Genomic DNA, 21,176 nt, shown 5'->3' with positions numbered 1-21,176 from the left:
GAAATCAACTGCCTGTAGCTCTGCTCATGTAATCATCTAAAAGATGAAAGCATAGAACTTGAAGCCTAAAGCCTAACTTTCAAAGCTTAAGTCTTAAAACTCAAAGCCCAAAACTCAAAGCCCAAAACTCGAAGCCCAAAACTCAAAGCTCTAAACTCTAAAGTCATAGAACTATAGTCTCTAGGGCAATCGCCTCAGCTGAAGACTTCAAAGATGAAAACGTCTTATGGGAAAAAACTCCGCAATCAGAGCATTGAAGCTAGCAACCAACAGCCACTACTCACCTGCAATTTGACCCGCTTCGAGCGATTACCCCCGCTTCGGTTCAACGGCAGACAAACCTGAAATAAATGCCCAACAACGATTTTTGGAAAGCGATCGCCTCAGCAGTTTTGCAAAAGCGTATCTTCTAAAAACCTATCTCAAATGACATGCTAGAAAGGCATGTGTGAAACAGGCATAAAAGACAACTGTAGAGGCTAAATCCTACCTGAAACGTTTTTAGACAAAAATAACTTTTTTGAGAATAACACTATTTAATCGCTTTCTTCTTTCTAGTCAAGACTTTTCTTAGATTTTTTTGTAAGTTTAGGGGAGATTACGGTCAATTTCTATTTTTTTTACTCATTGTTCTCAATCATTCGTGACTGATGATGGCCTCAAAATCACATATTTAATCAGAAGGAAAAGGATAACCAGCGCCAGTAGCCCTCCGGCTAGCCACTGGCGTAGCTGAATAACAAACCCTATCGCCAGCGCAGAATTCGGAACAAACCAGAGGCTAAGTAACCCCAGTCCCGCTCCATTTGCTAGCAGGACAGGAAGCCTTTGCAAGAGACCAAAAGAGATGACAGCAGGCGTCTGTCCTGGCTGTAACTGTAGCTTTGCTAGTAAATTGAACCAAAGCTGACTGCATACAATCACAATAGCCCCTATCGGAAGAGACACTAGCGCTGCATAAAACCCGATCAGTTCTAGAACAATAGTACTGCTAACAACAAAAAGAAAAGAGGAGAGTTGATCGTCTTCGGCCTGTTGCAGAGCCCGTTTCAGAGTCAGTGAGATGTTATCTAGATCAACTTTTGCCATATTGGCTAGCTCTAGGCAGAACAGCATTAGCGCTAGCGCTAGCAGCCGCTGTGCCGCTGCTTCACCATAGACTGCTTGCCACAATAATCTAGCGCCAGCAGGGATGAAAAGCAGAGGAACGAACCGCCCAACTGATAACCAAATTGAAGACATTGCTTCCTGGCGAGTGACTCGCACAAATCACGTCAATCGAATCTATACCCATAAAATTTATAGTAGTTTTGTGCTCCTAGGCGCAGCGCTGTTCTCAACTTTTGCCAAAGTAGTAATTTATGTCTTCTCCTCGACGCTATATTCTTACCCTCTCTTGCCCGGACCGCACGGGCATTGTTGCGGCAGTGAGCACGCTGATTGCAAACAACAACGGTTGGATCAGTGAGGCTCATCACCATTCCGATCAAATAGAGCAGCGCTTTTTTACTCGTCAAGAGATCCTGGCTGATTCGCTCAGTTTCCCGGTTGAGGAACTGCGGCGTCGATTTCAGCCAACTGCCGCTCAGTTTAAGATGGACTGGAAGATTAGAGACTCAGCTAGAAAAACGCGAGTTGTCGTCTTAGTTTCAAAAGGTGGACACTGTTTGTATGACTTGCTATCTCGGTGGAAGTCGCAGGAGCTGGAGATTGAAATTGCCGGTGTGATCTCTAATCATGAGATGTTTAGAGGTCTGGTTGAATGGCACGAAATTCCCTATTTCTATGTGCCAGTGACACCGCAGACAAAAGCAGCGGCTTGCGCTCAGATGATGTCTCACTTTGAAGCGGTTAGAGGCGATGTTATGGTGCTAGCTCGCTATATGCAGATACTGCCACAGGAGATGTGCGATCGCTATGCTGGAAAAATCATCAATATTCACCATTCATTTCTTCCTTCTTTTATTGGTGCGAAGCCCTATCATCAAGCTTATGCACGGGGTGTAAAGCTAATTGGTGCGACCTGTCACTATGTCACTGAAGACCTGGACTGTGGACCGATTATCGATCAAGATGTGCTGCGAATTGATCATTCCGATGCGCCTGGCGATCTAGCCCGCTATGGTAAAGATATTGAAAAGACCGTACTCGCTAGAGGGTTACGCTACCACATCGAAGATAGAGTAATGCTTCATAAAAATAAGACGATTGTTTTTCGATAGGTGCCCCCAGGGGGGATCCGCTATGGAGTATCTTTTGCCTAACCGGCTGGTGACAAGTCGTCTTCTAAATTGCCTTCTGGCTATCTTCTGAAGAAGCATTGTAATCAGCCGTTTCGCTGTAGAGCGGTTTTGGGTAAGAAGGTCTATCAAGTCAAGATAAACGTCTGTTCGTTACAAGATTCTTCAAGCAGGTAATAGACCGTGACAGAAGGCGCTACACTCACTTTGTACAAATCCTCTTTTTGAGAGCGCAGCTATCTGATTTGTTCAAACCAATCAAACATGAGGAATCTATAAACATACGAGGATCTCTTAATCATGGCCGACCCTGTACTTTCTCAGCTAGTCAATGTTGAATCGGATCTATCCGAACAAATTGAGCATTTAGAAGCCCAGCTTGCTCAGCTACAGATCAAACGACAAGAGCTACTGTCCGTCATTGATATGTTTAACAATGATCAGGTCAATGGCAATAGCGACCAGCCTACCTCTACTCAGATAAAAATATCCGACAGTGAAAAGGCACTTGCCAAGTCAAAACCCGCCGCCACAGCGAAGTCAGACCGGCAGACAAAGCAAACCGGTCGCTCTACGAAAAAGAAGAAAAAGGATGGTAGAGCAGCCACTTGGCAGAAGTATGTACAGTCTCAGTACCGAAGCTTGGCGCTGCCTGAAGCTGTGAGCAGCGTTCTTAGATCGAAGCCTACTGAGGTCTTCAAGATTGTAGATGTCATGTCTTCTATTTTCAAAGAGAGCATGCCAAAGACATCCTATCTCAAGGCGCGTAATCGAATCTCTAACATCTTGTCGGCAGGCGCTAGAGACGGTACCTGGTATAGAGGCCGAAATGGGCGCTACTCTCAGTCAGAGAGTGTCACCAAGAGCTAGGCGCGAGCAAAGCTCTTCTAAGCTGTTGAGATCATCCTCACTATGGCTTAGCACTATCTATAGTTAAAGCTTTTATACTTTTTTCTTACTGGATGAGTCTATGCAGCTAGATAATTCATGGCTAGTAGCGATTCTACTCAATACGGTTTTGATCGCGATCGCCTTACTTTTGCCAAAGAAATTGCTGACGCCAGCGGGATATGGCAATGCCTGGCTGCTAGGTGTAGTCGTTTGGCTAGCGTTTGGCTGGCGAGGCTATGTGACTATCTTGTTCTATTTTTTCATTGGCTCGGCTGTTACCAAAGTCGGGCGGGCTGAAAAAGAGGCCTTAGGCATCGCCGAAGCTAGAGGGGGCATTCGAGGCCCTGGGAACGTGTGGGGATCGGCTTTGACCGGAACAATTTGTGGGCTGATTGCGATCGCGCTTCAGGTATCTGGATCACAGACATTGCAGCTATCCGAGTCGGGCCCTGTCTATCCCTTTTGGCAGTCGCTGCTAGCGCTAGGCTTTGTGGCCTCACTTAGCACTAAGCTCTCTGATACCACCGCCACCGAGATCGGCAAAGCCTATGGAAAGAGAACATTTCTAATCACGACTCTTTCTCCAGTGCCCAAAGGAACAGAAGGCGCAGTGAGTCTAGAGGGCACCCTAGCTGGCATCATTGGCTCTTTGTCGCTAGCGGTAGTCGCTTATGGCACCGGGCTGCTCGAACCTATCGGCATTGCAATCTGTGCGATCGCCGCTTTTATTGCTACTACCGCAGAAAGCCTAATCGGTGCCACCGTCGAAGAAAAACTGAGCTGGCTGACTCACGATTTAGTCAATATCATTAATACGACAATTGGCGCAATAGTAGCGATTACTATTGCCTGGCTGACGGCCTAGTTCGTATCTGTGTATAAATACTTTTTCGGTCAGAAAACGTAGCTAATTGTAAAAAACCATATAATATAGAAGCACTGATCCCCATTTATCCTAATGGCAAAGGCTTGTGGATAGCCTGGCTTTCAGACAGTTCCCCTCTGTCTGTATTACTTCAGTAAAATGCCCATAAAAACTAAAAATAAAAGAGCCCTCCTATGATGACTATGGTCACTGATGAGAATTTCAATCGTGAAGTTTTAGCCTCTTCAGTTCCAGTGTTTGTCCATTTCAGCGCCCCGTGGTGTGGAATTTGTCGGCTAGTCTCTCCCGTTTTAAACAGCTTCCGAACAGAATGGCCTGGGCCAATTCAAATTGTCGATATCAACGCTGATCAGAATTTCAAACTGGCCAATCGTTACCAGCTAACTGCCTTGCCCACCGTACTCTACATAGAGCACGGCAGAGTGCTTCAGCGTATAGAAGGCTTTAGAAACCGTGAACATTTTCTAGGTCAGCTAGAAGACATCAAGCAGCGTCATTATCTAGAAAGTATGTTCTCTCGTTCCGCCTAGCTGAGGCTAGCTTTTGAGGTCAGTCTTTAAGGCCGATCTTTAGAGATATCCTTCTAGCAAAAAGTCTTGTCCTATCGGTGTCATAGAGACTGAGCGTAAGGTTAGGGCTTCAGTCATTTCTGTGAAGCCTAAATCACCAATCGGTGAAGGCGCGCTGCTGCCGCCAATGAGCTTGGGCGCGACGAACGCCCAAACTTTTTGTACCGATCCTGTTGCGATCGCCTGGGCCGCCAGCGTGCCGCCACACTCCCACAGCACGCTCATCGCACCCCGCTGATACAGACGTGCCATCACCGCATCAGGCGTAAGACTTTTCATCGCTTCTATTTCTACGCCTTGGTCAATCAGGGCTGCTTTAATCTTGGGGTTTGCATCCGTTTGGGTAAAGACTAGCGTCGGTGCTTGGGCTATTTCCCAAAGATTCGCAGCCGTCGGTAAGGCTAGCTGCCGACTCATCACCACTCGCAGCGGGTTGCGCGTTCCCTCTGCGTGGCTAGTAAGGTTTGGGTTATCTCTGCGTACGGTGTTTCCACCGACAATGACCACATCACAGCGGCTACGTAGCTGATGCACCTGCTGGCGAGAGCGTGGCCCGCTGATCCAGGCGCTATGGCCAGTGGTCGTTGCAATCTTGCCATCTAGCGTCATGGCGTATTTCAAAATGCCAAAGGGTTTATGATGCTGTACTCGATGGATAAACGCCTCGTTAAGCTGACGGCAGCGATCGGCTTCGATTCCGGTCACTACTTCGATCCCAGCCTGGCGCAGCTTCTCGATTCCCCCTTTGGCTTTAGGATTGGGATCGCGCATACCGATGACCACTCGCTGAATGCCGGCTTCGATTACAGCGTCGCTGCAGGGTGGCGTGCGCCCTGTGTGATTGCAAGGTTCTAGATTGACGTAAAGGGTGGCCCCTTGGGTACGACCGCCTGCTGCTCTCAGCGCAAAAATCTCAGCATGGGGCTGGCCCGCCTGCGGATGAAATCCTTCTCCGACAATTTCATCCCCTTGGGTGATCACGGAGCCGACGAGTGGATTGGGCGCGGTGTAGCCAGCAGCTTGAGCCGCCAGCTCGCAGCAGCGCCGCATCAAGCTAGCATCGCGCTCAAAGGTGGCTTTAGACTGACTCATGTTCAAACTGAATGGGTGTAGTAATTTAGTAGAGCCCTCAACGTCAAGCCATCAATGCGCTAACCTTATGCACTTAGGGCCTTTCTCAGCACTTCTTTTAGCGCCTGTTGTTTGGCAACTGCTATTTTATGAGCTATTTCCTCTCAAAGGTAAAGCCAAAGATATCATCCAAAGCACTGTCTTTTGGGCTGATCGGTTTAATCGTCGTTTTGATAGCCCTTACTGCCGGAGATATAGCACCTAGTGCTGCTCAATCAGAAGCGCAGCCTGCGCCGGCAGTACCGGAGAACGCACAGCCCGTCACTCCCGACGAAGCAGTACCGACTGAGACATCGCCGACTGAAGCACCGCCGACTGAAGCACCCGCTATCAATCGACTACTGCCTACCTTTCCTTTAGAGTGGCAGCCCTCTATTTTGAGCGACGCAGCTACCGAGGCGATCGCACCGGTCTATCTAGATGGCAGAACTGTATTTTATCTCAGTGCTACTACCGTTGCCGGACCAGAAGCGGCAGAGCTTCGCGCCCAAGAGATTCAAAAGCGACTGAATGCGCTAGCTAGAGATCAGCTAGACAGCAGTAGTCCATCTGTGGCGGTCGTGTCTGACCAGCCGACTGGGCTACCCGTTATTGAAGTCGGTGGCGAGCCTTTTTTGACTGTAACGACCCTAGATGCACAGATTATCGGCCTAGCGAGCCCCGATGAATACGCCAACACCCTCGCTAATACCTTGGAGTCCGCTTTTCTTCGCTACCGCCAAGAGCGACAGCCTGCTTACCTCAGGCGGCAGCTGATTTTGTCTTTGGTGGTGGGCGCGATCGCTTTTTTGATACAGATGTTTATTCGGCGAGCAATCGGACGCATCAGGCAGCGGCAACGATCTCTTTCTACCGCTAACACCCGGCTTGGAAAAGCGACTAGTATGGGTCGTCCGCCCTTAATCCCGTATCCTACCGCCGAGGTATTTGAATCAGTCTTTGAGCTACTAAAGGCCCGTCTGGACAATCGCCAGAAGCGTAAGATTAACGAAACCATACGAGCACTGCTAACGGTTTCACAATACCTGCTGTGGCTGCTGGTCGGTCTATGGATACTCGCCAGATTTCCCTATACTCGCTGGCTAACCACGCTGCTGCTGCACTGGCTAGAATTACCAGGTCGAATTTTCTTAGCCGCTGGGGTTGCCTACGTTCTGCTAAGAGCCAGCAGCTTTTTGATCGATAAGGTGGGGTTCGCCCTGCAAGAAGGCGCACAGTGGGCACCGGAATCATCACAGCGGCTGAAGCTAAGGTTTCAAACGTTTTCGCAGGTGACCAAAGGACTGGTTGGGGCCGTGATTTTTAGCGTGCTGCTGATCATGGTGCTGGCGATCGCCGGTATTGAGGTGGGTCCAATCCTGGCTGGGGCAGGCATCGCTGGGGTCGGCATTTCTCTAGCGGCTCAAAGCGTAATCAAGGATGTGATCAACGGCTTACTGATTTTGTTTGAAGATCAGTTTGGCGTCGGCGATGTTGTCAGCATTCAGGGGCTCACTGGCAGTGTGGAACGTCTCAACCTCCGCATCACTCAGCTTAGGGATCTAGAAGGACGACTAATTACGATTCCTAACAGTCAGATTAGTATTGTTGAAAATTTGTCTAAGGACTGGTCGCAGGTGGACCTAATGATACAGGTCGCACCGACGGTAGATTTAGATCGAGTTTTTTCTTTACTCAAAGAGACTGCAAGTGCGATCGCCACCGATCCAAAATGGCAGCAGTTCGTGCTAGAACCACCCGATTTGCTGGGCGTTGAATCTGTTGATCACACTGGTATCTCAATTCGGCTGTTGCTAAAGACCCAGCCGTCCAAACAGTTTCTAGTTGCTAGAGAACTACGGGCACGGATAAAAGAGGCGTTCGACCAGGCTGAAATCGCACTTGGCGTACCGCAGCGAAAGCTAGAAGTGGCCTGGGAAAAGCCTGAAGGCGAAGACTCCGGGGCACAAGGTCAGCTCTTCGCTGATACGCAAACAAAAACCGAGCGGGCCAAGATTGAACAGTCTAAGACTGAGCAAACCGAGATTGAACAGATCAAGATCGAACAGTCCAAAAGCGACTATCACGGGTTTTGAATGCCGTCTTCGGGAAAGACCCACTTTGGACCGGCGGCGGCCCGCTCTTGTTGCTTACGGCGAACGGCTTCAGCGGCCATCTCCAACATCGTGTCTAGAGAAGTATCTTCAATAAACTTTGAGGTTTGCTGCTGAGACTCTTTATGAGGACACTCAGCGCCTAAGACGCAGCCATTCTTGCAGTCTACAGCGCAATTAATATCAGCCATGATTCGACGGTAAGTCCTTAAAACCTAATGAAATTACATCAGTGATCTTAGAGGATATTACGATTAGATATATCGATCCTACAGCCAAATCTTTAGACAGATTTCAGCCAGTCAGCTAGCACATAGATGAACCGATCGATGTGATCTGGGGCGTGCGTGGCCATTAAACTGAGGCGCAGACGGCTAACAGGTACGGTTGGCGGACGAATAGCCGCAGCAAAGATTCCGCGCTGTTTGAGATACTGGCCCATGGAGACAACCGTAGCGGCATCCTTTACTTGTAGGCAAACGATTGCAGTATCAGAATGGAGTCTTTTGAGGTTGAGTAGATCAGCTTGAAGGAGATCAGCCTGGGAAGAAAGTAAGCGATCTATTTGCTCAGTGAGATATTGAGCATTCTGACGTAGCTGGCTCAGTCGGTTGGGTTCTTTGATCAGTAAAGAAATTGCGCCGAGGGCGGCGGCGGTATCGGCGGGTGAAAGCCCTGTTGTATAGATCCAGCTAGAGGCGCGATTACGTAAGAAATCAATCAGCTCCGCACTGCCAGCGACATAGCCGCCTAGGCTAGCAAACGCTTTACTCAGTGTCCCCATCTGTACCATCGGTCGGTGCTGGCAGCCAAAATGCTCGGCGCAGCCTGCCCCGGTTTTACCTAGCACGCCAGCACTATGGGCCTCGTCTATCATTACCATGGCTTCAAACTGGTCGCCGAGATCCAATATTTCTGGCAAAGAACAGATGTCTCCATCCATGCCAAACACGCCGTCTGTCAAGATCAGGCAGCGGCGGTAGCGCGATCGCACTTCTGACAGCTTTGTTTCTAGATCGGCAAGATTGCTATGAGCATAGTTAATGATCTGGGCACCGCTGAGAATCGCGCCGTTTTTTAAGCTGGAATGGTTGTATTCGTCGCTCAAAATTAGGTCGCGGCTGTTGACCAGTGCAGTAGTCGCACCGAGATTAGCTAGATAGCCACTGCTAAAAACAATCGCGTCTTCCGTACCTTTTAGCTGAGCAATGGCCTGCTCAAGTGCTCGGTGTAAAGGCCGATGCCCGCTCAGCAGCCGAGAGCCTGTGGCCCCTGTGCCGTAGGTTTCGACGGCTGCTTTTACCTGAGCGATCAGCCTCGGGTCTGTAGCCAGTCCTAGATAGTCATTGCTAGCTAGGTTGACTAGTAAAGAGCCATCGATCGTCACTGTAGGCCCGTCATAGCGTTCAATTGGCTGAACGCTGCGATACCAGTGGGCCTGATGCAAAGTTCGCAGAGATTTGCCGATCCAGCGATAGGCGTTGGTCATGCTTGATGGATCTTGTAAAAAATTAGATCCTGATAGGCGATATGCCTTTAGACTACACCAGCGGCACAATGACTCGACTTAGCATGCGGCCATCTTCTATCTGGCTGAGCGAGCATTCACCGCCCAACGCTTTCATCAGCGACTGGCAAACCCACAGATGACTGTTTTGCGGCAGCATAATAGCAGAAGGCGAGAGCAGATCTTCAGAGCGACCTTTGGCTAACGCCTGCAAAAGCGCTGGATCGACGCTGCCTTCATCAGTAATAGAAATTTCTAGCCAGTGTTGATCAATAGGACGACACCAAATATCAATGCGATCGCCCACTGGAGAGCGCTGGCAAGCAGCGACTAACAGCTCATACAGCACAAACTCGATCTTGATAGCATCGCCTAAGATCGTCAGATTGCCTTCACGATGCACCTTTAACCATAGCTGACGGGACTGCACCAGTGAATGGGCCCTCGCGGTGACTCGCTTGAGTAAGCTAATCAGCGGCGACTCTTTAGCCTGAATATCGACTGCCCACCTCTCATGCTGGGTGACATGCTTTATCCGATTGCCTAAGCTCTCCATCTTTTGCACCAGCATCTTCTGACGCGGATCGCTGGTCTCTGATTGGACGACTCCCTGTTTTAGGCACTCCTCGAAGCCCCGCTGCAAATCCTCGATTTGGTGCTGTTTGTACCAATTGAGCTGAATTAGCTGCTGCTGATCGCTCAGCATCGCCTGGGTCAGTTTGATATGGCGGCGGCACCAGGCTAGCTGATTGACAATAATCGCCAGTAGATCTGTTTGTTCCTCTGACCATTCGCGATTGCCACTATCAGCCACGATTACCACTGCGTTTGGCTCATGCTCTGGTGCGGTTCTCAGTGCCATGACTAGTAGCTGGGCACCTGCTGGTGCAGTGATCCAGCGATCTTCTGCGGGGAGATCTTCTAGCTTTAGCGTTAGCAGCTCTTCGGTTGAAACAGCCCAGTTCAACAGCGCGTCGGTCTCAATTGAAATATGCTTTGCACCGTCGATACGGAATTTGTTGTTCTGCGCGAGTACCTGGAGCGCCTTAGCCGTCGCCGCGCCATTTTCCCAGACCACCAGCCCAACTAGCGGCACGTGCATCAGCTGCGCCAGTTGACGAGCAGCAGATTTATCCAAGGCTTCTATCTTCGAGAGACGCTGCAAGCTCCGCATGCTCCATTGAAAAGCTTGATGAAGCTGAGCATGGTGGTCGGTTTGCCTTTGGAGCGACCACTGATGCAAGATCAGGCCGATTTGGTTACTGAGCGTTTGTAAAAGCTCTCGCTCTGCGTGACTCCAGCGCCGGGCGATCTTGTCGACCACAATGACAATCCCTTCGGGCGCGTGTCCAGGTGAAGTATTACTGACTAGCAGAGATTTTGCGCCCATCGTCTGTAGGCGCGATTGCCAAGCAGCAAACTTTAAGTCGTGGGTTAGATCTTCTACGCTAGCCGGCGAGTGAGCTCGGCGCAGCATCTGATCGTCCACATCATCTAATGGATTCCAATGGTCGACGGGATCTCTTAACTGAGAGACTTGTTGACCGGTTTGATAGCACAGGTCGTAGCCGCCTCGCTCGCTGTTTGCCCGTAGCACCAGCAGTTGATTGCTGCCGATACGAGCCGCTAGCTGTTCAACGCACAGACCCAGTACGTGCAGCCAGTCGCGATCGCCATGGATGCTGCGGGTAATACCAGCGCTTAGCAGATGGTCTGACCGCAGCCGACTGACCGCCTCATCCATTTCGGCTGTGGGCATCGCCAGCCCTAATAGCTGCGCTGCTCCGCCGATATAGGCTTGCTCGGCCTCACTCCAGTCTCTGTGGCTGTTCCCTGCTACCGTTAGAAATCCCTGGAGTTCATCTCGATATAGAATCGGCGCTACCATTAGCGACTGAGCACCTAAATGCACCATCAGCCGATTAGCTGTACTGGCCTTGACTGAAGATTCCAGCTCACTGACAACTAATGGCTCATTGTTGCAAAGCATCTGATATAGACTTTGCACCTCGCTGACCGGTAAGATTTCCTTCTCTTTACCCTTTCCTACTCGACACCAAAAATGTCGACCCCTCGACTCTAGCCAGTAGACACTAGCCTTTGCCCCAACGAAAACTTCTGTCTCTTTAACAACTGCGCTGAGTCTAGTATCTAACCCTGGTAGATTACCTAGCGTTTTTAATAGCTCTAATAGTGGCTTGGCAGGTCGTTTGGTCTGCTGCCTTTTCGCTTCTAGCGCCGCTTGATGAATTACCTCAGCTAGGGCGTAGCTAATAGTGAGCAATGTCGTATCTTGGGCGATTCCAGGCGTCATGCCCCACCGCCGAGAGCCCAGTACAATTAACCCATGACACTGGTTCTGTCGCTTGATGGGCAGTATTACCGTTCCTTGCAAGTCAAAGGATTTGGCTACTTGTGTCCAAGTGCCTGCCCGCGATTCCTCTCGAATATCAGCGATGACGATTGGCTGCTGCTGAATGACTACTTGCTCTAGCAGGTTGCCTGGCTGTAGATCTAAAGTGCTGTGCGTGAACTGTTGAGAATCAGGCGCTAATACGCCTTTGGTCTCAAGGTTGTGAGCAACGCGATCATAGAGACCTACCCACAGCAGCGAATAGCCAAACTCGGTTTGGATGGCTTCAAGCGCAGTCTTGATAGCTGCCTCTAAAGTGTCTGCTGCCAAAATAGCAGGCAGTATTTGACCAAGATCCTGCTGGCGTAGCTCTTGGGGCACCCGGCGATCGGGAATGGGCTGTGGCGTGCGAGTTGTTTTAGTTTTGGGTTTAGCCATTTGAGAGAGGGAGGGTGAATGGCAGCTAAGCAGCGATTTCGATAGCCGGTAGAATTGCTAGACAAAGAGGCGGGAATTATCAAGTGGTTTGTGTGGGTATAGTTCCCTTCATACTGTCTTTACTCAACGGCGCTGGGTTGTTAGCACCTGTAACTGTCGACTGGTCGGTTCTACTGATTGGTTTTGGCCGGGTGGTTCTATTGGGCGATCGCGCGCCACTGTTCACTGACCGCTTCGCTTGATATATTGCTGAAGGCGATGATAGACAAAGCGTAGGTATTTTCTTTTGCAGCAGCTTTATCGATTTGGGGTGCGATCGCTACTATTCAAAACCCTCAAAGCAGATCCCGAAACCGTCCATCGCCAAACTATCGATCTGCTAGCCTGGCTGGCAACCGATCCTAATCGAGGGGCAACCCTTCACCAGCCAGCTAGACGCGCCGGCCAAGCGGCGATGACAGGCGCTTTTGGCTGTCAACCTGCTTCATCACCAGCACTTTACCAGTCTCTTTGGAATCTTGATTTTTTCAATCCGCTAGGGCTAGCCGCTGGATTCGACAAAGACGGCACGGCAGCTCGGGCCTGGCCACTGCTCGGTTTTGGCTTTGCAGAGCTAGGCACTGTGACATACCACGCGCAGCCAGGCAATCCCAAACCTAGGCTGTTTCGTTTACCCGCAGATAGAGCAGCGCTCAATCGTATGGGCTTCAACAACCAGGGCGCAGCCGCTCTGTCAAACAAACTAAGAGAGCTGTGGCCAGAGGGTAACTATCCCATGCCCATTGGCATCAACCTGGGCAAATCGAAGATTACACCGCTAGACGAGGCGGCAGCAGACTATCGCCAGAGTTTTGAGCTACTGAAGCGGCAGGGAAGTTATTTTGTGGTGAATGTATCATCGCCGAATACGCCGGGGCTGCGATCGCTCCAAGCGACAGAACAGCTCGCGCCTATCCTCGAAACGCTTCAAAGCGCGAATACAGAAGACAAACCGCTACTAGTCAAAATCTCCCCCAATCTGGCCACCGAAGATATTACAGAGATTGTTCAACTCGCTCAGCGCTGTAATCTAGCAGGCATCATCGCGACCAATACAACCATCGATCGCAAGTCGCTCACAACCCGCACCCTTGCCACTACGGGCAAAGCCGTCATCGACGAAGCTGGCGGCATTAGCGGCGCACCTGTGCGCGATCGCTCCACAGAAGTCATTCACCAGATCTACGCTCAGACCAACGGCACTCTGCCGATTATTGGCGTCGGCGGCATCTTCAACGCTGACGACGCTTGGGCAAAGATCACGGCGGGAGCTTCTCTGCTACAAACCTACACAGGCTGGGTATACGAGGGGCCAGGCATGGTAAAAAACATAGCTAGCGGTTTAGCCGATCGTCTGCAGAGCAACAGCTTGAAAAACATTTCGGCAGCTGTTGGCCTGGCGCATCGTCAGAACTGATTAGGCTAAAGAAATAATCAGGCTAGCAGTTGGGCTACAAGACATCGGCTACAAGACATCAGCTACAAGACATCTGAGGTCACCATTTTGTACCAGACTTGCGCTATGGGCATCGCTCTACCCCGTGGGGAAATGCACGTGCGTTGAATCAGCTTGGATAGATAAAACCAGCTATAAATAGTCGAGTAGAGGTCCCCCACAAAGCGTGAAATTCGCCCAAGCTGGGCCAGTAGTAGAGAAATTGCAGTGACGATAGAAGCAACCAGCTTCACTTTGTCTTCCACTTGCTCTATATCCCGTAGGGAACTCAAGCCAAAGCTCAGATACTCGGTTAGAAAGAAATTAGCAATCGAGATAACAAGATAAAGCGATGTAGAAAATATTACAACAACGAGAACTAGCAAACAGCTATAAGTAACAACAGACAACAGATTGACTAGAAGCAAATCTGAAGACTTTAATCTGTAGGCAAGATATCCTTGAAAGACTAGCTCCTCCCATACTTGTAGCTGTTTCTTAAAAGTCTTCTTCAGAGCCTTTTCTGCTTGGCCTTTGATATCTAAATTTTCTTCTGCATAGTTTGACCACTCATAGATACTGTTGATCAGACAAGGCGAAAAATCTTCAGGCATATAATCTTTTAGGCGGCGAGTGCGTTTCACCATCATGGTTAATCTGTATCTGTTGAACAGACGCTTGAACGTCTGCCTAGACTTCGGTTGAGATGACTGCAGCCTCCACTGCCAAAACATATCAGATAGGCCAGCCCCTAGAGAGGCAAAATCAGAAAGGGCCGATTCTTCGGCGTTTAAGGTTGACCATACTTTTCGACTCCAGTAGTTCAAATCATGCAGCAGCGTGTCCAATTGACAATCTCTAGACGTTAGCTTAGAGCGAGTCCAAAGCGCCTTATCCGCTTCAGAAATAAACTTTTTAATCGATTCTGGCGGCGTCGATATAGCCAATAGCTGCTGACTCATGGCTTCACTGTGGCTGTCACTGCTCAGGTATAGCTGGTTTAGAAGATAGGTGAGTGAGATACAATCTGCCCAGACCGAATCTCCGTGGTTAGGTTCTCTTGTGCTAATAAAAAGTCTTGGAACAGACTCATTACTTCTGCGGGCAAACATGTCTCTCCAGCGGATATTAGGCTGAGTCAGTCGGCCATACAGCGACGCCATTACCCAGCCTAACTGTAGTGCCAGCCGATATCGACGTTCGTCCATAAAACCGTTTGTTCAATAGGTGATGGGAAGAATGTATAATGAATGGAAAGGTATTTAAGCAATGGGCCGATTGTGTTAATATTTCGGCCTATAAAAGGATGCCATGGGAGCATAGCTCAGTTCTTGAGTTTATCCTGCCTGGCACCTCATGCCTCTGAGGGCGTAACGCCTTCGGAGGTTACTCTTTAAAGGCAAGATATGAGCCGCACTGATTTACGTATTGTGTCTTTAATTCCAAGCGCGACAGAAATCGTTGCCGCGTTGGGCTATGCGGATTGTTTGGTGGGGCGATCGCACGAATGTGACTATCCCCCTGCGGTGCGATCGCTGCCGATCTGCACCGAGCCCAAGTTCGATCCGGTGGGAACCAGCGGCGAAATTCATCGGCGCGTTACCGATTTACTTACCTCGGCGCTCAGCGTCTACCGAGTCAAAACAGAGATTCTCTCAGACCTGCGTCCGACTCACATCATCACTCAAGCCCAATGCGAAGTCTGCGCCGTTAGCCTAGGCGATGTAGAACAAGCCGTGATAGAGCTGGTCAACTCCAACAGTACTGAATCGAACAGTACTCAATCAAACAGTATTAAAAAAGAGTCACCGATTCAGATTGTTTCACTACAGCCCGAACGCCTAGCAGATGTGTGGACAGACATGGCGCGAGTGGCTACGGCACTAGATAGCTCTCTAGAAAGCAAGGTCGCTGCCGACCAGACTATCGCGCAGTTAAAGCAAAGACTGGCTTTGATCGAAACAGAATCTACCTCAAAAGAGACTTTGCCAACCGTGGCCTGCATCGAGTGGACCGATCCGCTGATGGCGGCGGGTAACTGGGTGCCAGAGCTTGTCAGCCTAGCAGGTGGTTCAGACTGCTTCGGCCAAGCCGGTCAGCACTCTGATTGGATGAGCTGGGAAGATCTGGTCGCCGCCGATCCTGACATCATCGTTGTTTTACCTTGTGGCTATGACCTCTCTCAATCTCGACAGGCGACTGTAGAGATGGCTAAACATCCCTGCTGGCAGCAGCTAAAGGCCGTCAGAGCTGAAAACGTATATCTGACTGACGGCAATCAATACTTCAATCGCCCCGGCCCTCGTTTAGTCGAATCTGGTGAAATCCTGACAGAGATTATTCAAAGAAAGCCTGTAGACGCCAAGCGACAGCCTACGGGCTGGCAGAACTGGTATGGTAGAGACTGCTAATTTTTGTCTTCCAGGAGTCGGACTATGTATCTGCTAATGCAAGAAGGAGTGGCTGAGGCCGCAGGCGGCGTGCCTTATTCTCTGTTTCTTAATATCGTGGGTGTTGTTGGTTTTGTCGCGGCTGTCGGTATTGGCTCGGTTGCCTGGTACAACTCTAAGCGTCCGACTGGATGGGAAGGGAATGAGCGTCCTGATATTGTGCCTGAAATCAAAAAGGACTAGCCGACAACAGCATCAATAACAGAGAAGCAGTTGGAGAGAGCTATCCAACCGCTTCTGAGCAATCTACAGCAAAGTAATCTAAGCATTCGATACTTTGCACTACACGATCTTTGGCGGTTGATATATAGCAAAGCGCGGATGCATACTCTTCGAGAAGGCAAAGCCTACGCACTTTGCTATGGCACTTTGCGTTATAGAACAAGGGGTGCAGCCTTTCGTAGTGTAGTCAGCAAAGTGCAGAAAGCTATAGCTTCCGCGCATTGCCGCACCATTAAACCTTTCGTAAAACCTAGAGCAGTCAGCTAGCGTCGGATACATCCCGGCGCTAGCTGTTCTTCAGTGCCGTTAGGCGTGAACATCAAAGCGGTCTAGCATCATCACCTTATCCCAGGCCGCAACAAAGTCTTTGACCATGCGCTCATGACCGTCGTTGGCACCATAGACTTCAGCGACCTGGCGCAGCTCTGCATTCGAGCCAAAGACGAGATCGCAGCGGGTGGCTGTAAACTTGGTCTCGCCTGTGGTGCGATCGCAAACATCAAACACCATCTCGCGATTGTCAACCGGCTTCCACTCGTAGTCCATACTCGTCAGCACGCGAAAGAAGTCGTTAGTTAAGACGCCGGGCCGATCGGTAAAGACACCGTGCTTCGAGCGATCCCAGTTTTGATCGAGCACGCGCAGGCCGCCGGCCAGAGCCGTCCACTCAGGAGCGCTCAGCGTCAGCAAATGCGCCCGGTCTAGAAAGATCCGCTCTGGCTTTACCCGATAGCCGATCGCCTCATTGTGGTAGTTACGAAAACCATCGGAAACTGGCTTCAGCCACTCGAAGCTTTCAACATCGGTGAGTTCTTGCGTGGTATCCATCCGCCCCGGCGTAAAGGGAACCGTCGTCTCAACCCCGGCCTCTTTTGCCGCCTTTTCAACCGCAGCGCAGCCACCCAGGACAATCAGATCCGCCATCGAGATTTTTTTATTGCCTGACTGATTTTCTGGCTGGGCACTGTTGAATTCCGACTGAATTTCTCCCAACTTCGATAGCACTTCAGCTAATTCCTCTGGGCGATTGATCTCCCATCCCTTTTGCGGATCGAGACCGACACGGGCACCATTCGCACCGCCGCGCTTATCAGACTCACGGTAGTTTGAGGCCGAAGCCCAAGCCGCTGACACCAGCGCCGAGACGGACAGTCCGCTCGCCAAAATTTTCTCTTTGAGCGTGTTGATATCGGCTGCATCTACAACATCGTGATCAAGTGCCGGAATCGGATCTTGCCAGTCTAAATCTTCCTCTGCGACTTCCGGGCCCAGGTAGCGCACTTTTGGACCCATATCCCGGTGGGTCAGCTTGTACCAAGCGCGAGCAAACACGTCGCCGAAATAGTCAAAGTCATTGAGAAAGCGATCGCAGATCTCGCGATAAGCCGGGTCAACCTTTAAAGCAAGATCTGAAGTCATCATCATCAGCTCATGATCAACGCCAGTCTTGTGAGCATCTGGCGTCTTGGGCGCTTCAGTGTTGCTTGGCTTCCACTGCACCGCACCTGACGGGCTCTCAGTCCGCTCCCACTCATACTTAAACAGATTTTCTAAATAGCTGTTGTCCCACTGGGTAGGATTTGGCGTCCAAGAGCCTTCGATGCCATTCGTCATCGTATATTCAGCAAACCCGGTGCCTTCGGGATTTTGCCATCCTAATCCCATCGCCTGAATTGGTGCGCCTTCTGGGGCCGGGCCAATTTTCTCCGGGTTCACCATGCCGTGGCTTTTGCCAAAAGCGTGGCCGCCTGCGACCAGCGCTACGGTTTCCTCGTCACCCATTGCCATCCGCGCAAAGGTTTCACGAATGTCGCGAGCCGATGCAGCCGGGTCGCCTTCACCATTTGGTCCCTCTGGGTTGACGTAGATTAGCGCCTGGTGCGAAGCCGCTAGAGGATTCTCAAGATCGTAGACTTCTGCTTTGGGTTCGCCCACCCAGCGAATATCGCGCGTGACCATCTCATCGGGATGCCCAGCGTGCTTGCTGCCGTTTTCACCAAACGACTCACCGTTCCAGAACTCAGGTCCCCAGTAGGTAGCGCGGTCCGCTTCCCAGGCATCGATTCGACCACCGCCAAAGCCAAAGGTCTTAAAGCCCATAATTTCTAGCGCACAGTTACCCGTCAAAATCATCAAGTCAGCCCAGCTTAGCGCTGCACCGTACTTCTGCTTGATCGGCCAGAGCAATCGTCTGGATTTGTCTGTATTGCCGTTGTCCCACCATGAGTTGATCGGTGCAAAGCGCTGCATTCCCTCACTGGCACCGCCACGACCGTCAGCAATCCGGTAGGTGCCCGCCGAGTGCCATGCCATGCGGATCATCTGCGGCCCATAGTTGCCATAGTCAGCTGGCCACCAGTCTTTTGAATCGGTCAGCATCGCTTTGATATCAGCCTTTAGCTGTTCGTAGTCAAGCTGCTGAAACGCTTCCTGGTAGTCCAAGTCTTTGAGCGGATTAGCTAGGGACGAATTTTGGTGAAGCAGCTCGACCTGAAGTCGATTTGGCCACCAGTCATCGGTTTGCGGCTTAGAGCCAAGCGCACCGCCAATACGGGTTCCTCGGAATGGGCACTTTGCAGAAGCGTCACTAGTCATTAATGCAGTCCTTCCAGAGCGTTTTTGTGAGTTGGGCAGCACCCGTTGCTGTTATCAGTGCGCCGTCGTCTGCTGTCAGCCTATCTCTCTCAAAGGCTGGGTCTCGCTGACTGTTATATAGCTTTGCTTGAAAGTCACAAAGCTTTTCGGATTGTTAAAGAGCGTTGTTACAACAACTCAAATGATTAGATTTAGTCTAGCGATCATTCAGGAGATTTGTTTGGAAACTTGCATTTGACGGAGACTTCAAAGTTGCTTTCGGCGGTACCTTTGGTGAAGATGGGCATGCCGACTTCGCCGCCGATTTTTATGCCAAATTTGAGGTTGATTTCTTCGATTTCGACATCGGATAGATTTTTGAATGCGCCGATGACGTACCAGGTGTAGGCGCGGATGGTGCCGTGAATATTTCTAGCATCGGCTTTGATTTCAGCTTTTACCCTGTCGCCGAGGCCGTAGCTTTCGCGATCGCCGCTGCGAGTAGGCTCAAGATTGGGATCGTTAGGCAGTTCAGCGGGTTCGGTAGATTCGATGCAGACGGTGTAGGTGGTGCCGTCTGCATCTTCTAGCTGAACGGGTCGAATAGTACTCATAGTTTTGGGCTCGTATGCGGGTTGCGCTTCCTATCAAGTGCGCTTGTTGGCTATCTTAGGGTGAATTGCTGCTCTGTTTGCTTGGTTTATGGCTCGTTATGCGCTGGTGGTTGGAGTTGGAGAGTATGACTACTTGCCGGATTTGTCGAAGCCAAGGCGAGATGCTGAGGCGATGCGGGATGTGTTACAGACGGGCAATCGGTTTGAGGTGACGTTGCTGAACGAGGGGGTGACACGCGATCGCCTTCGCAGCGCTCTAGAAACTTTGCTGCTAAAACGAGGTAAAAACAGCGACGTACTGATCTACTTTACAGGCCACGGCTTTACGGCTGGTGAGGATGAGGATGAAGCGCAGGGGTATCTGGCGACGCAGGACTGCCGGGTGGAAATGGATGGCGATCGGGTGCTGTCTGCGCGCAAAGGATTTTCTTTTCAATCGTTGAATGGTTTGATTGCTAAGGCTGAGCTGAGCAGTTTGGTGATGCTGCTGGACTGCTGTCACGGGGGATCTTTTATTGAGTCGGCGCAGGCACGGGAGAAGCTGAGCGCCTTGAATAAGACTCGCTATTGTTTGATTACGGCCTGTCGCAGCTTTGAGCAGGCGTATGCGATGACGGATGCGGAGCACAGCATTTTTTCGAGTGCGGTGCTGGCGGCTTTGCGAACGGAGAACGGGCAGGTGACGGCGCTAGATGTGCAACGCCGAGTAGAGAATGAGCTAAAGAATACTGGACAGGAGCCGCTGTATGTAGGGGCGGGTTCTGATGTGGTGATTTTGGAGCGGCGAGCGGTGGCTGCGCCGACGGTGAGTGAAGAGTGTCCTTATCAGGGATTGCGGGCGTTTACGCCGAAGACGGCGCGATTTTTTAAGGGACGAGAAGAAGAGACTTTGCTGCTAAGGGAGCGGCTGCGGCAGTCGAACTTTGTGGCGGTGCTGGGACCGTCGGGGAGTGGGAAGTCTTCAGTGGTGCGGGCGGGGTTAGTGACGCGGCTAGAGGCGGAGGGCTGGCTGGTGTTGACAATGATGCCTGAAGACCAGCCGATGGCGAATTTGAAGTCGGCGATGAAGCCGCTGTGGGAGGCAATGGCGGTTGGAGAGCAGCGGCGGCTGAGAGCGGCGCTGCAGGATGAAGGGATTTTGGCGATGGCGCGGCAGCTACCGCACGAAAAGGAGAGTCAGCGGGCGCTACTGTTGGTCGATCAGTTTGAGGAGGTGTTTACGCAGTGTGCGGAAGGGAAGGAAGACGAGCGGGATAAGTTCATTCAGGGATTGGTGGCGTTGGGTCAGGCGCAGACGCCGCTGGCAGTGGTGATGACGATGCGGTCGGACTTTGTGAATGAGTGGCTGGCGACAGGACAGCCGCCGGAGGTGATGAATCACCATGCGGTGTATTTGGGGCCTTTGCAGGGGGAGAGCTTGAAGGCGGCGATCGAGGAACCAGCGCGGAGTCAGGGATATCGGTTTGGGGATAGGCTGTCGGCGTTGCTGCTATCGGATGTGAAGAAGGAAGAGAATTGTTTGCCGCTGTTGGAGTTTGCGCTGACGGAGCTGTGGGAAAAGAGAGATATTGAAAAGCAGGAGCTGACAGCGGCGGCTTATGAGAAGATGGCGGGTCTGAAGGGGGCGCTAAATAAGCGGGCGGAGGAGGTGTATGAGAATTTGCGGGAGGTGGATAGGCCGTGGGCGAAGCGGATTTGTTTGTCGCTGGTTCGGGTGGGGCGAGGGGATAAGGA

At 50.9% G+C, this 21,176-nt stretch carries 18 protein-coding genes; 10 read left to right on the top strand and 8 right to left on the bottom strand.

Translation table 11 applies throughout. The annotated features are described in order from the left end of the window. Positions 1-633 precede the first annotated feature (633 nt). On the bottom strand, positions 634-1,242 hold the full coding sequence (locus IQ256_RS20765) for a hypothetical protein (protein ID WP_193857513.1): 609 nt from the start codon (positions 1,240-1,242) through the stop codon (positions 634-636). 119 nt (positions 1,243-1,361) lie between these two features. On the opposite strand from IQ256_RS20765, the gene purU reads away from it, so the two are divergent. From purU to IQ256_RS20745, 4 genes are all read left to right on the top strand, one after another. After that, a complete protein-coding gene (gene purU / locus IQ256_RS20760; protein ID WP_193857511.1) occupies positions 1,362-2,222 on the top strand; it encodes a formyltetrahydrofolate deformylase in 861 nt (286 codons plus the stop codon). A gap of 318 nt (positions 2,223-2,540) precedes the next feature. After that, positions 2,541-3,110 (top strand): hypothetical protein, encoded by a 570-nt coding sequence (locus tag IQ256_RS20755; protein WP_193857509.1) that lies wholly within the window; start codon positions 2,541-2,543, stop codon positions 3,108-3,110. 100 nt (positions 3,111-3,210) lie between these two features. Continuing rightward, positions 3,211-3,996, top strand: coding sequence for a TIGR00297 family protein (locus IQ256_RS20750; protein WP_193857507.1), 786 nt, complete (start codon positions 3,211-3,213; stop codon positions 3,994-3,996). 194 nt (positions 3,997-4,190) lie between these two features. After that, positions 4,191-4,547, top strand: a complete 357-nt coding sequence (locus IQ256_RS20745; protein ID WP_193857506.1) for a co-chaperone YbbN — start codon at positions 4,191-4,193, stop codon at positions 4,545-4,547. Between the two features lie 39 nt (positions 4,548-4,586). Here the strand turns inward: IQ256_RS20745 and ribD are convergent, their stop codons facing one another. Next, positions 4,587-5,678: a bifunctional diaminohydroxyphosphoribosylaminopyrimidine deaminase/5-amino-6-(5-phosphoribosylamino)uracil reductase RibD gene (gene ribD / locus IQ256_RS20740; RefSeq protein WP_193857504.1), complete on the bottom strand. Its 1,092-nt coding sequence runs from the start codon at positions 5,676-5,678 to the stop codon at positions 4,587-4,589. Positions 5,679-5,806: 128 nt separating this feature from the next. On the opposite strand from ribD, the gene IQ256_RS20735 reads away from it, so the two are divergent. After that, complete coding sequence (locus IQ256_RS20735; RefSeq protein WP_193857502.1) at positions 5,807-7,792, top strand: mechanosensitive ion channel family protein; 1,986 nt, start codon at positions 5,807-5,809, stop codon at positions 7,790-7,792. On the opposite strand, the gene IQ256_RS20730 is transcribed toward IQ256_RS20735, so the two are convergent. The 3 genes from IQ256_RS20730 to IQ256_RS20720 all read right to left on the bottom strand — a co-directional run bounded on the left by IQ256_RS20730 (position 7,780) and on the right by IQ256_RS20720 (position 12,108). Further along, positions 7,780-8,001, bottom strand: a complete 222-nt coding sequence (locus IQ256_RS20730; RefSeq protein ID WP_193857500.1) for a hypothetical protein — start codon at positions 7,999-8,001, stop codon at positions 7,780-7,782. The genes IQ256_RS20735 and IQ256_RS20730 overlap by 13 nt on opposite strands. A 92-nt stretch (positions 8,002-8,093) precedes the next feature. Next, complete coding sequence (bioF, locus tag IQ256_RS20725) at positions 8,094-9,299, bottom strand: 8-amino-7-oxononanoate synthase (RefSeq protein WP_193857498.1); 1,206 nt, start codon at positions 9,297-9,299, stop codon at positions 8,094-8,096. A 52-nt stretch (positions 9,300-9,351) separates the two neighbouring features. Then, on the bottom strand, positions 9,352-12,108 hold the full coding sequence (locus IQ256_RS20720; protein WP_193857496.1) for a GAF domain-containing protein: 2,757 nt from the start codon (positions 12,106-12,108) through the stop codon (positions 9,352-9,354). Positions 12,109-12,200: 92 nt separating this feature from the next. Between IQ256_RS20720 and IQ256_RS20715 the strand changes: the two genes are divergently transcribed. After that, the gene (locus IQ256_RS20715; protein ID WP_193857488.1) at positions 12,201-12,350 is read left to right on the top strand and encodes a hypothetical protein; all 150 of its coding nucleotides are present in this window, start codon (positions 12,201-12,203) and stop codon (positions 12,348-12,350) included. Positions 12,351-12,394: 44 nt separating this feature from the next. Further along, positions 12,395-13,564, top strand: a complete 1,170-nt coding sequence (locus IQ256_RS20710; protein ID WP_193857487.1) for a quinone-dependent dihydroorotate dehydrogenase — start codon at positions 12,395-12,397, stop codon at positions 13,562-13,564. Between the two features lie 62 nt (positions 13,565-13,626). Here IQ256_RS20710 and IQ256_RS20705 read toward each other — a convergent pair whose 3' ends face one another. Then, positions 13,627-14,790, bottom strand: coding sequence for a hypothetical protein (locus tag IQ256_RS20705; protein WP_193857485.1), 1,164 nt, complete (start codon positions 14,788-14,790; stop codon positions 13,627-13,629). Positions 14,791-14,988: 198 nt separating this feature from the next. On the opposite strand from IQ256_RS20705, the gene IQ256_RS20700 reads away from it, so the two are divergent. Both IQ256_RS20700 and psb35 read left to right on the top strand, forming a co-directional pair. Continuing rightward, positions 14,989-15,993: a cobalamin-binding protein gene (locus tag IQ256_RS20700; protein ID WP_193857483.1), complete on the top strand. Its 1,005-nt coding sequence runs from the start codon at positions 14,989-14,991 to the stop codon at positions 15,991-15,993. A 24-nt stretch (positions 15,994-16,017) separates the two neighbouring features. Further along, positions 16,018-16,215, top strand: coding sequence for a photosystem II assembly protein Psb35 (psb35, locus tag IQ256_RS20695; RefSeq protein WP_193857482.1), 198 nt, complete (start codon positions 16,018-16,020; stop codon positions 16,213-16,215). Positions 16,216-16,560: 345 nt separating this feature from the next. Here psb35 and katG read toward each other — a convergent pair whose 3' ends face one another. Together katG and IQ256_RS20685 are read right to left on the bottom strand one after the other, a co-directional pair. Further along, positions 16,561-18,849, bottom strand: coding sequence for a catalase/peroxidase HPI (gene katG, locus IQ256_RS20690; protein WP_193857480.1), 2,289 nt, complete (start codon positions 18,847-18,849; stop codon positions 16,561-16,563). Positions 18,850-19,052: 203 nt separating this feature from the next. Beyond that, the gene (locus IQ256_RS20685) at positions 19,053-19,442 is read right to left on the bottom strand and encodes a CU044_2847 family protein (protein WP_193857478.1); all 390 of its coding nucleotides are present in this window, start codon (positions 19,440-19,442) and stop codon (positions 19,053-19,055) included. A gap of 88 nt (positions 19,443-19,530) precedes the next feature. Between IQ256_RS20685 and IQ256_RS20680 the strand changes: the two genes are divergently transcribed. Next, positions 19,531-21,176 (top strand): caspase family protein (locus tag IQ256_RS20680; RefSeq protein WP_193857476.1); only part of this gene is annotated, 1,646 nt, incomplete at its 3' end.

It is taken from the genome of cf. Phormidesmis sp. LEGE 11477 (assembly GCF_015207105.1).
Taxonomy (GTDB): Bacteria; Cyanobacteriota; Cyanobacteriia; order Phormidesmidales; family Phormidesmidaceae; genus Phormidesmis.
Note: the sequence above shows the minus strand (reverse complement) of the source record. Positions and strands in the feature narration are given on the sequence as shown.

Excerpts from the sequence above, each read along its gene's own strand:
- katG (WP_193857480.1), bottom strand. The coding sequence starts at position 18,849 with ATGACTAGTGACGCTTCTGCAAAGTGCCCATTCCGAGGAACCCGTATT.
- IQ256_RS20765 (WP_193857513.1), bottom strand. The coding sequence starts at position 1,242 with ATGTCTTCAATTTGGTTATCAGTTGGGCGGTTCGTTCCTCTGCTTTTC.
- IQ256_RS20735 (WP_193857502.1), top strand. The coding sequence starts at position 5,807 with ATGAGCTATTTCCTCTCAAAGGTAAAGCCAAAGATATCATCCAAAGCA.
- IQ256_RS20755 (WP_193857509.1), top strand. The coding sequence starts at position 2,541 with ATGGCCGACCCTGTACTTTCTCAGCTAGTCAATGTTGAATCGGATCTA.
- IQ256_RS20750 (WP_193857507.1), top strand. The coding sequence starts at position 3,211 with ATGCAGCTAGATAATTCATGGCTAGTAGCGATTCTACTCAATACGGTT.
- psb35 (WP_193857482.1), top strand. The coding sequence starts at position 16,018 with ATGTATCTGCTAATGCAAGAAGGAGTGGCTGAGGCCGCAGGCGGCGTG.
- IQ256_RS20705 (WP_193857485.1), bottom strand. The coding sequence starts at position 14,790 with ATGGACGAACGTCGATATCGGCTGGCACTACAGTTAGGCTGGGTAATG.
- bioF (WP_193857498.1), bottom strand. The coding sequence starts at position 9,299 with ATGACCAACGCCTATCGCTGGATCGGCAAATCTCTGCGAACTTTGCAT.
- IQ256_RS20720 (WP_193857496.1), bottom strand. The coding sequence starts at position 12,108 with ATGGCTAAACCCAAAACTAAAACAACTCGCACGCCACAGCCCATTCCC.
- purU (WP_193857511.1), top strand. The coding sequence starts at position 1,362 with ATGTCTTCTCCTCGACGCTATATTCTTACCCTCTCTTGCCCGGACCGC.
- IQ256_RS20730 (WP_193857500.1), bottom strand. The coding sequence starts at position 8,001 with ATGGCTGATATTAATTGCGCTGTAGACTGCAAGAATGGCTGCGTCTTA.
- ribD (WP_193857504.1), bottom strand. The coding sequence starts at position 5,678 with ATGAGTCAGTCTAAAGCCACCTTTGAGCGCGATGCTAGCTTGATGCGG.
- IQ256_RS20745 (WP_193857506.1), top strand. The coding sequence starts at position 4,191 with ATGATGACTATGGTCACTGATGAGAATTTCAATCGTGAAGTTTTAGCC.
- IQ256_RS20685 (WP_193857478.1), bottom strand. The coding sequence starts at position 19,442 with ATGAGTACTATTCGACCCGTTCAGCTAGAAGATGCAGACGGCACCACC.
- IQ256_RS20700 (WP_193857483.1), top strand. The coding sequence starts at position 14,989 with ATGAGCCGCACTGATTTACGTATTGTGTCTTTAATTCCAAGCGCGACA.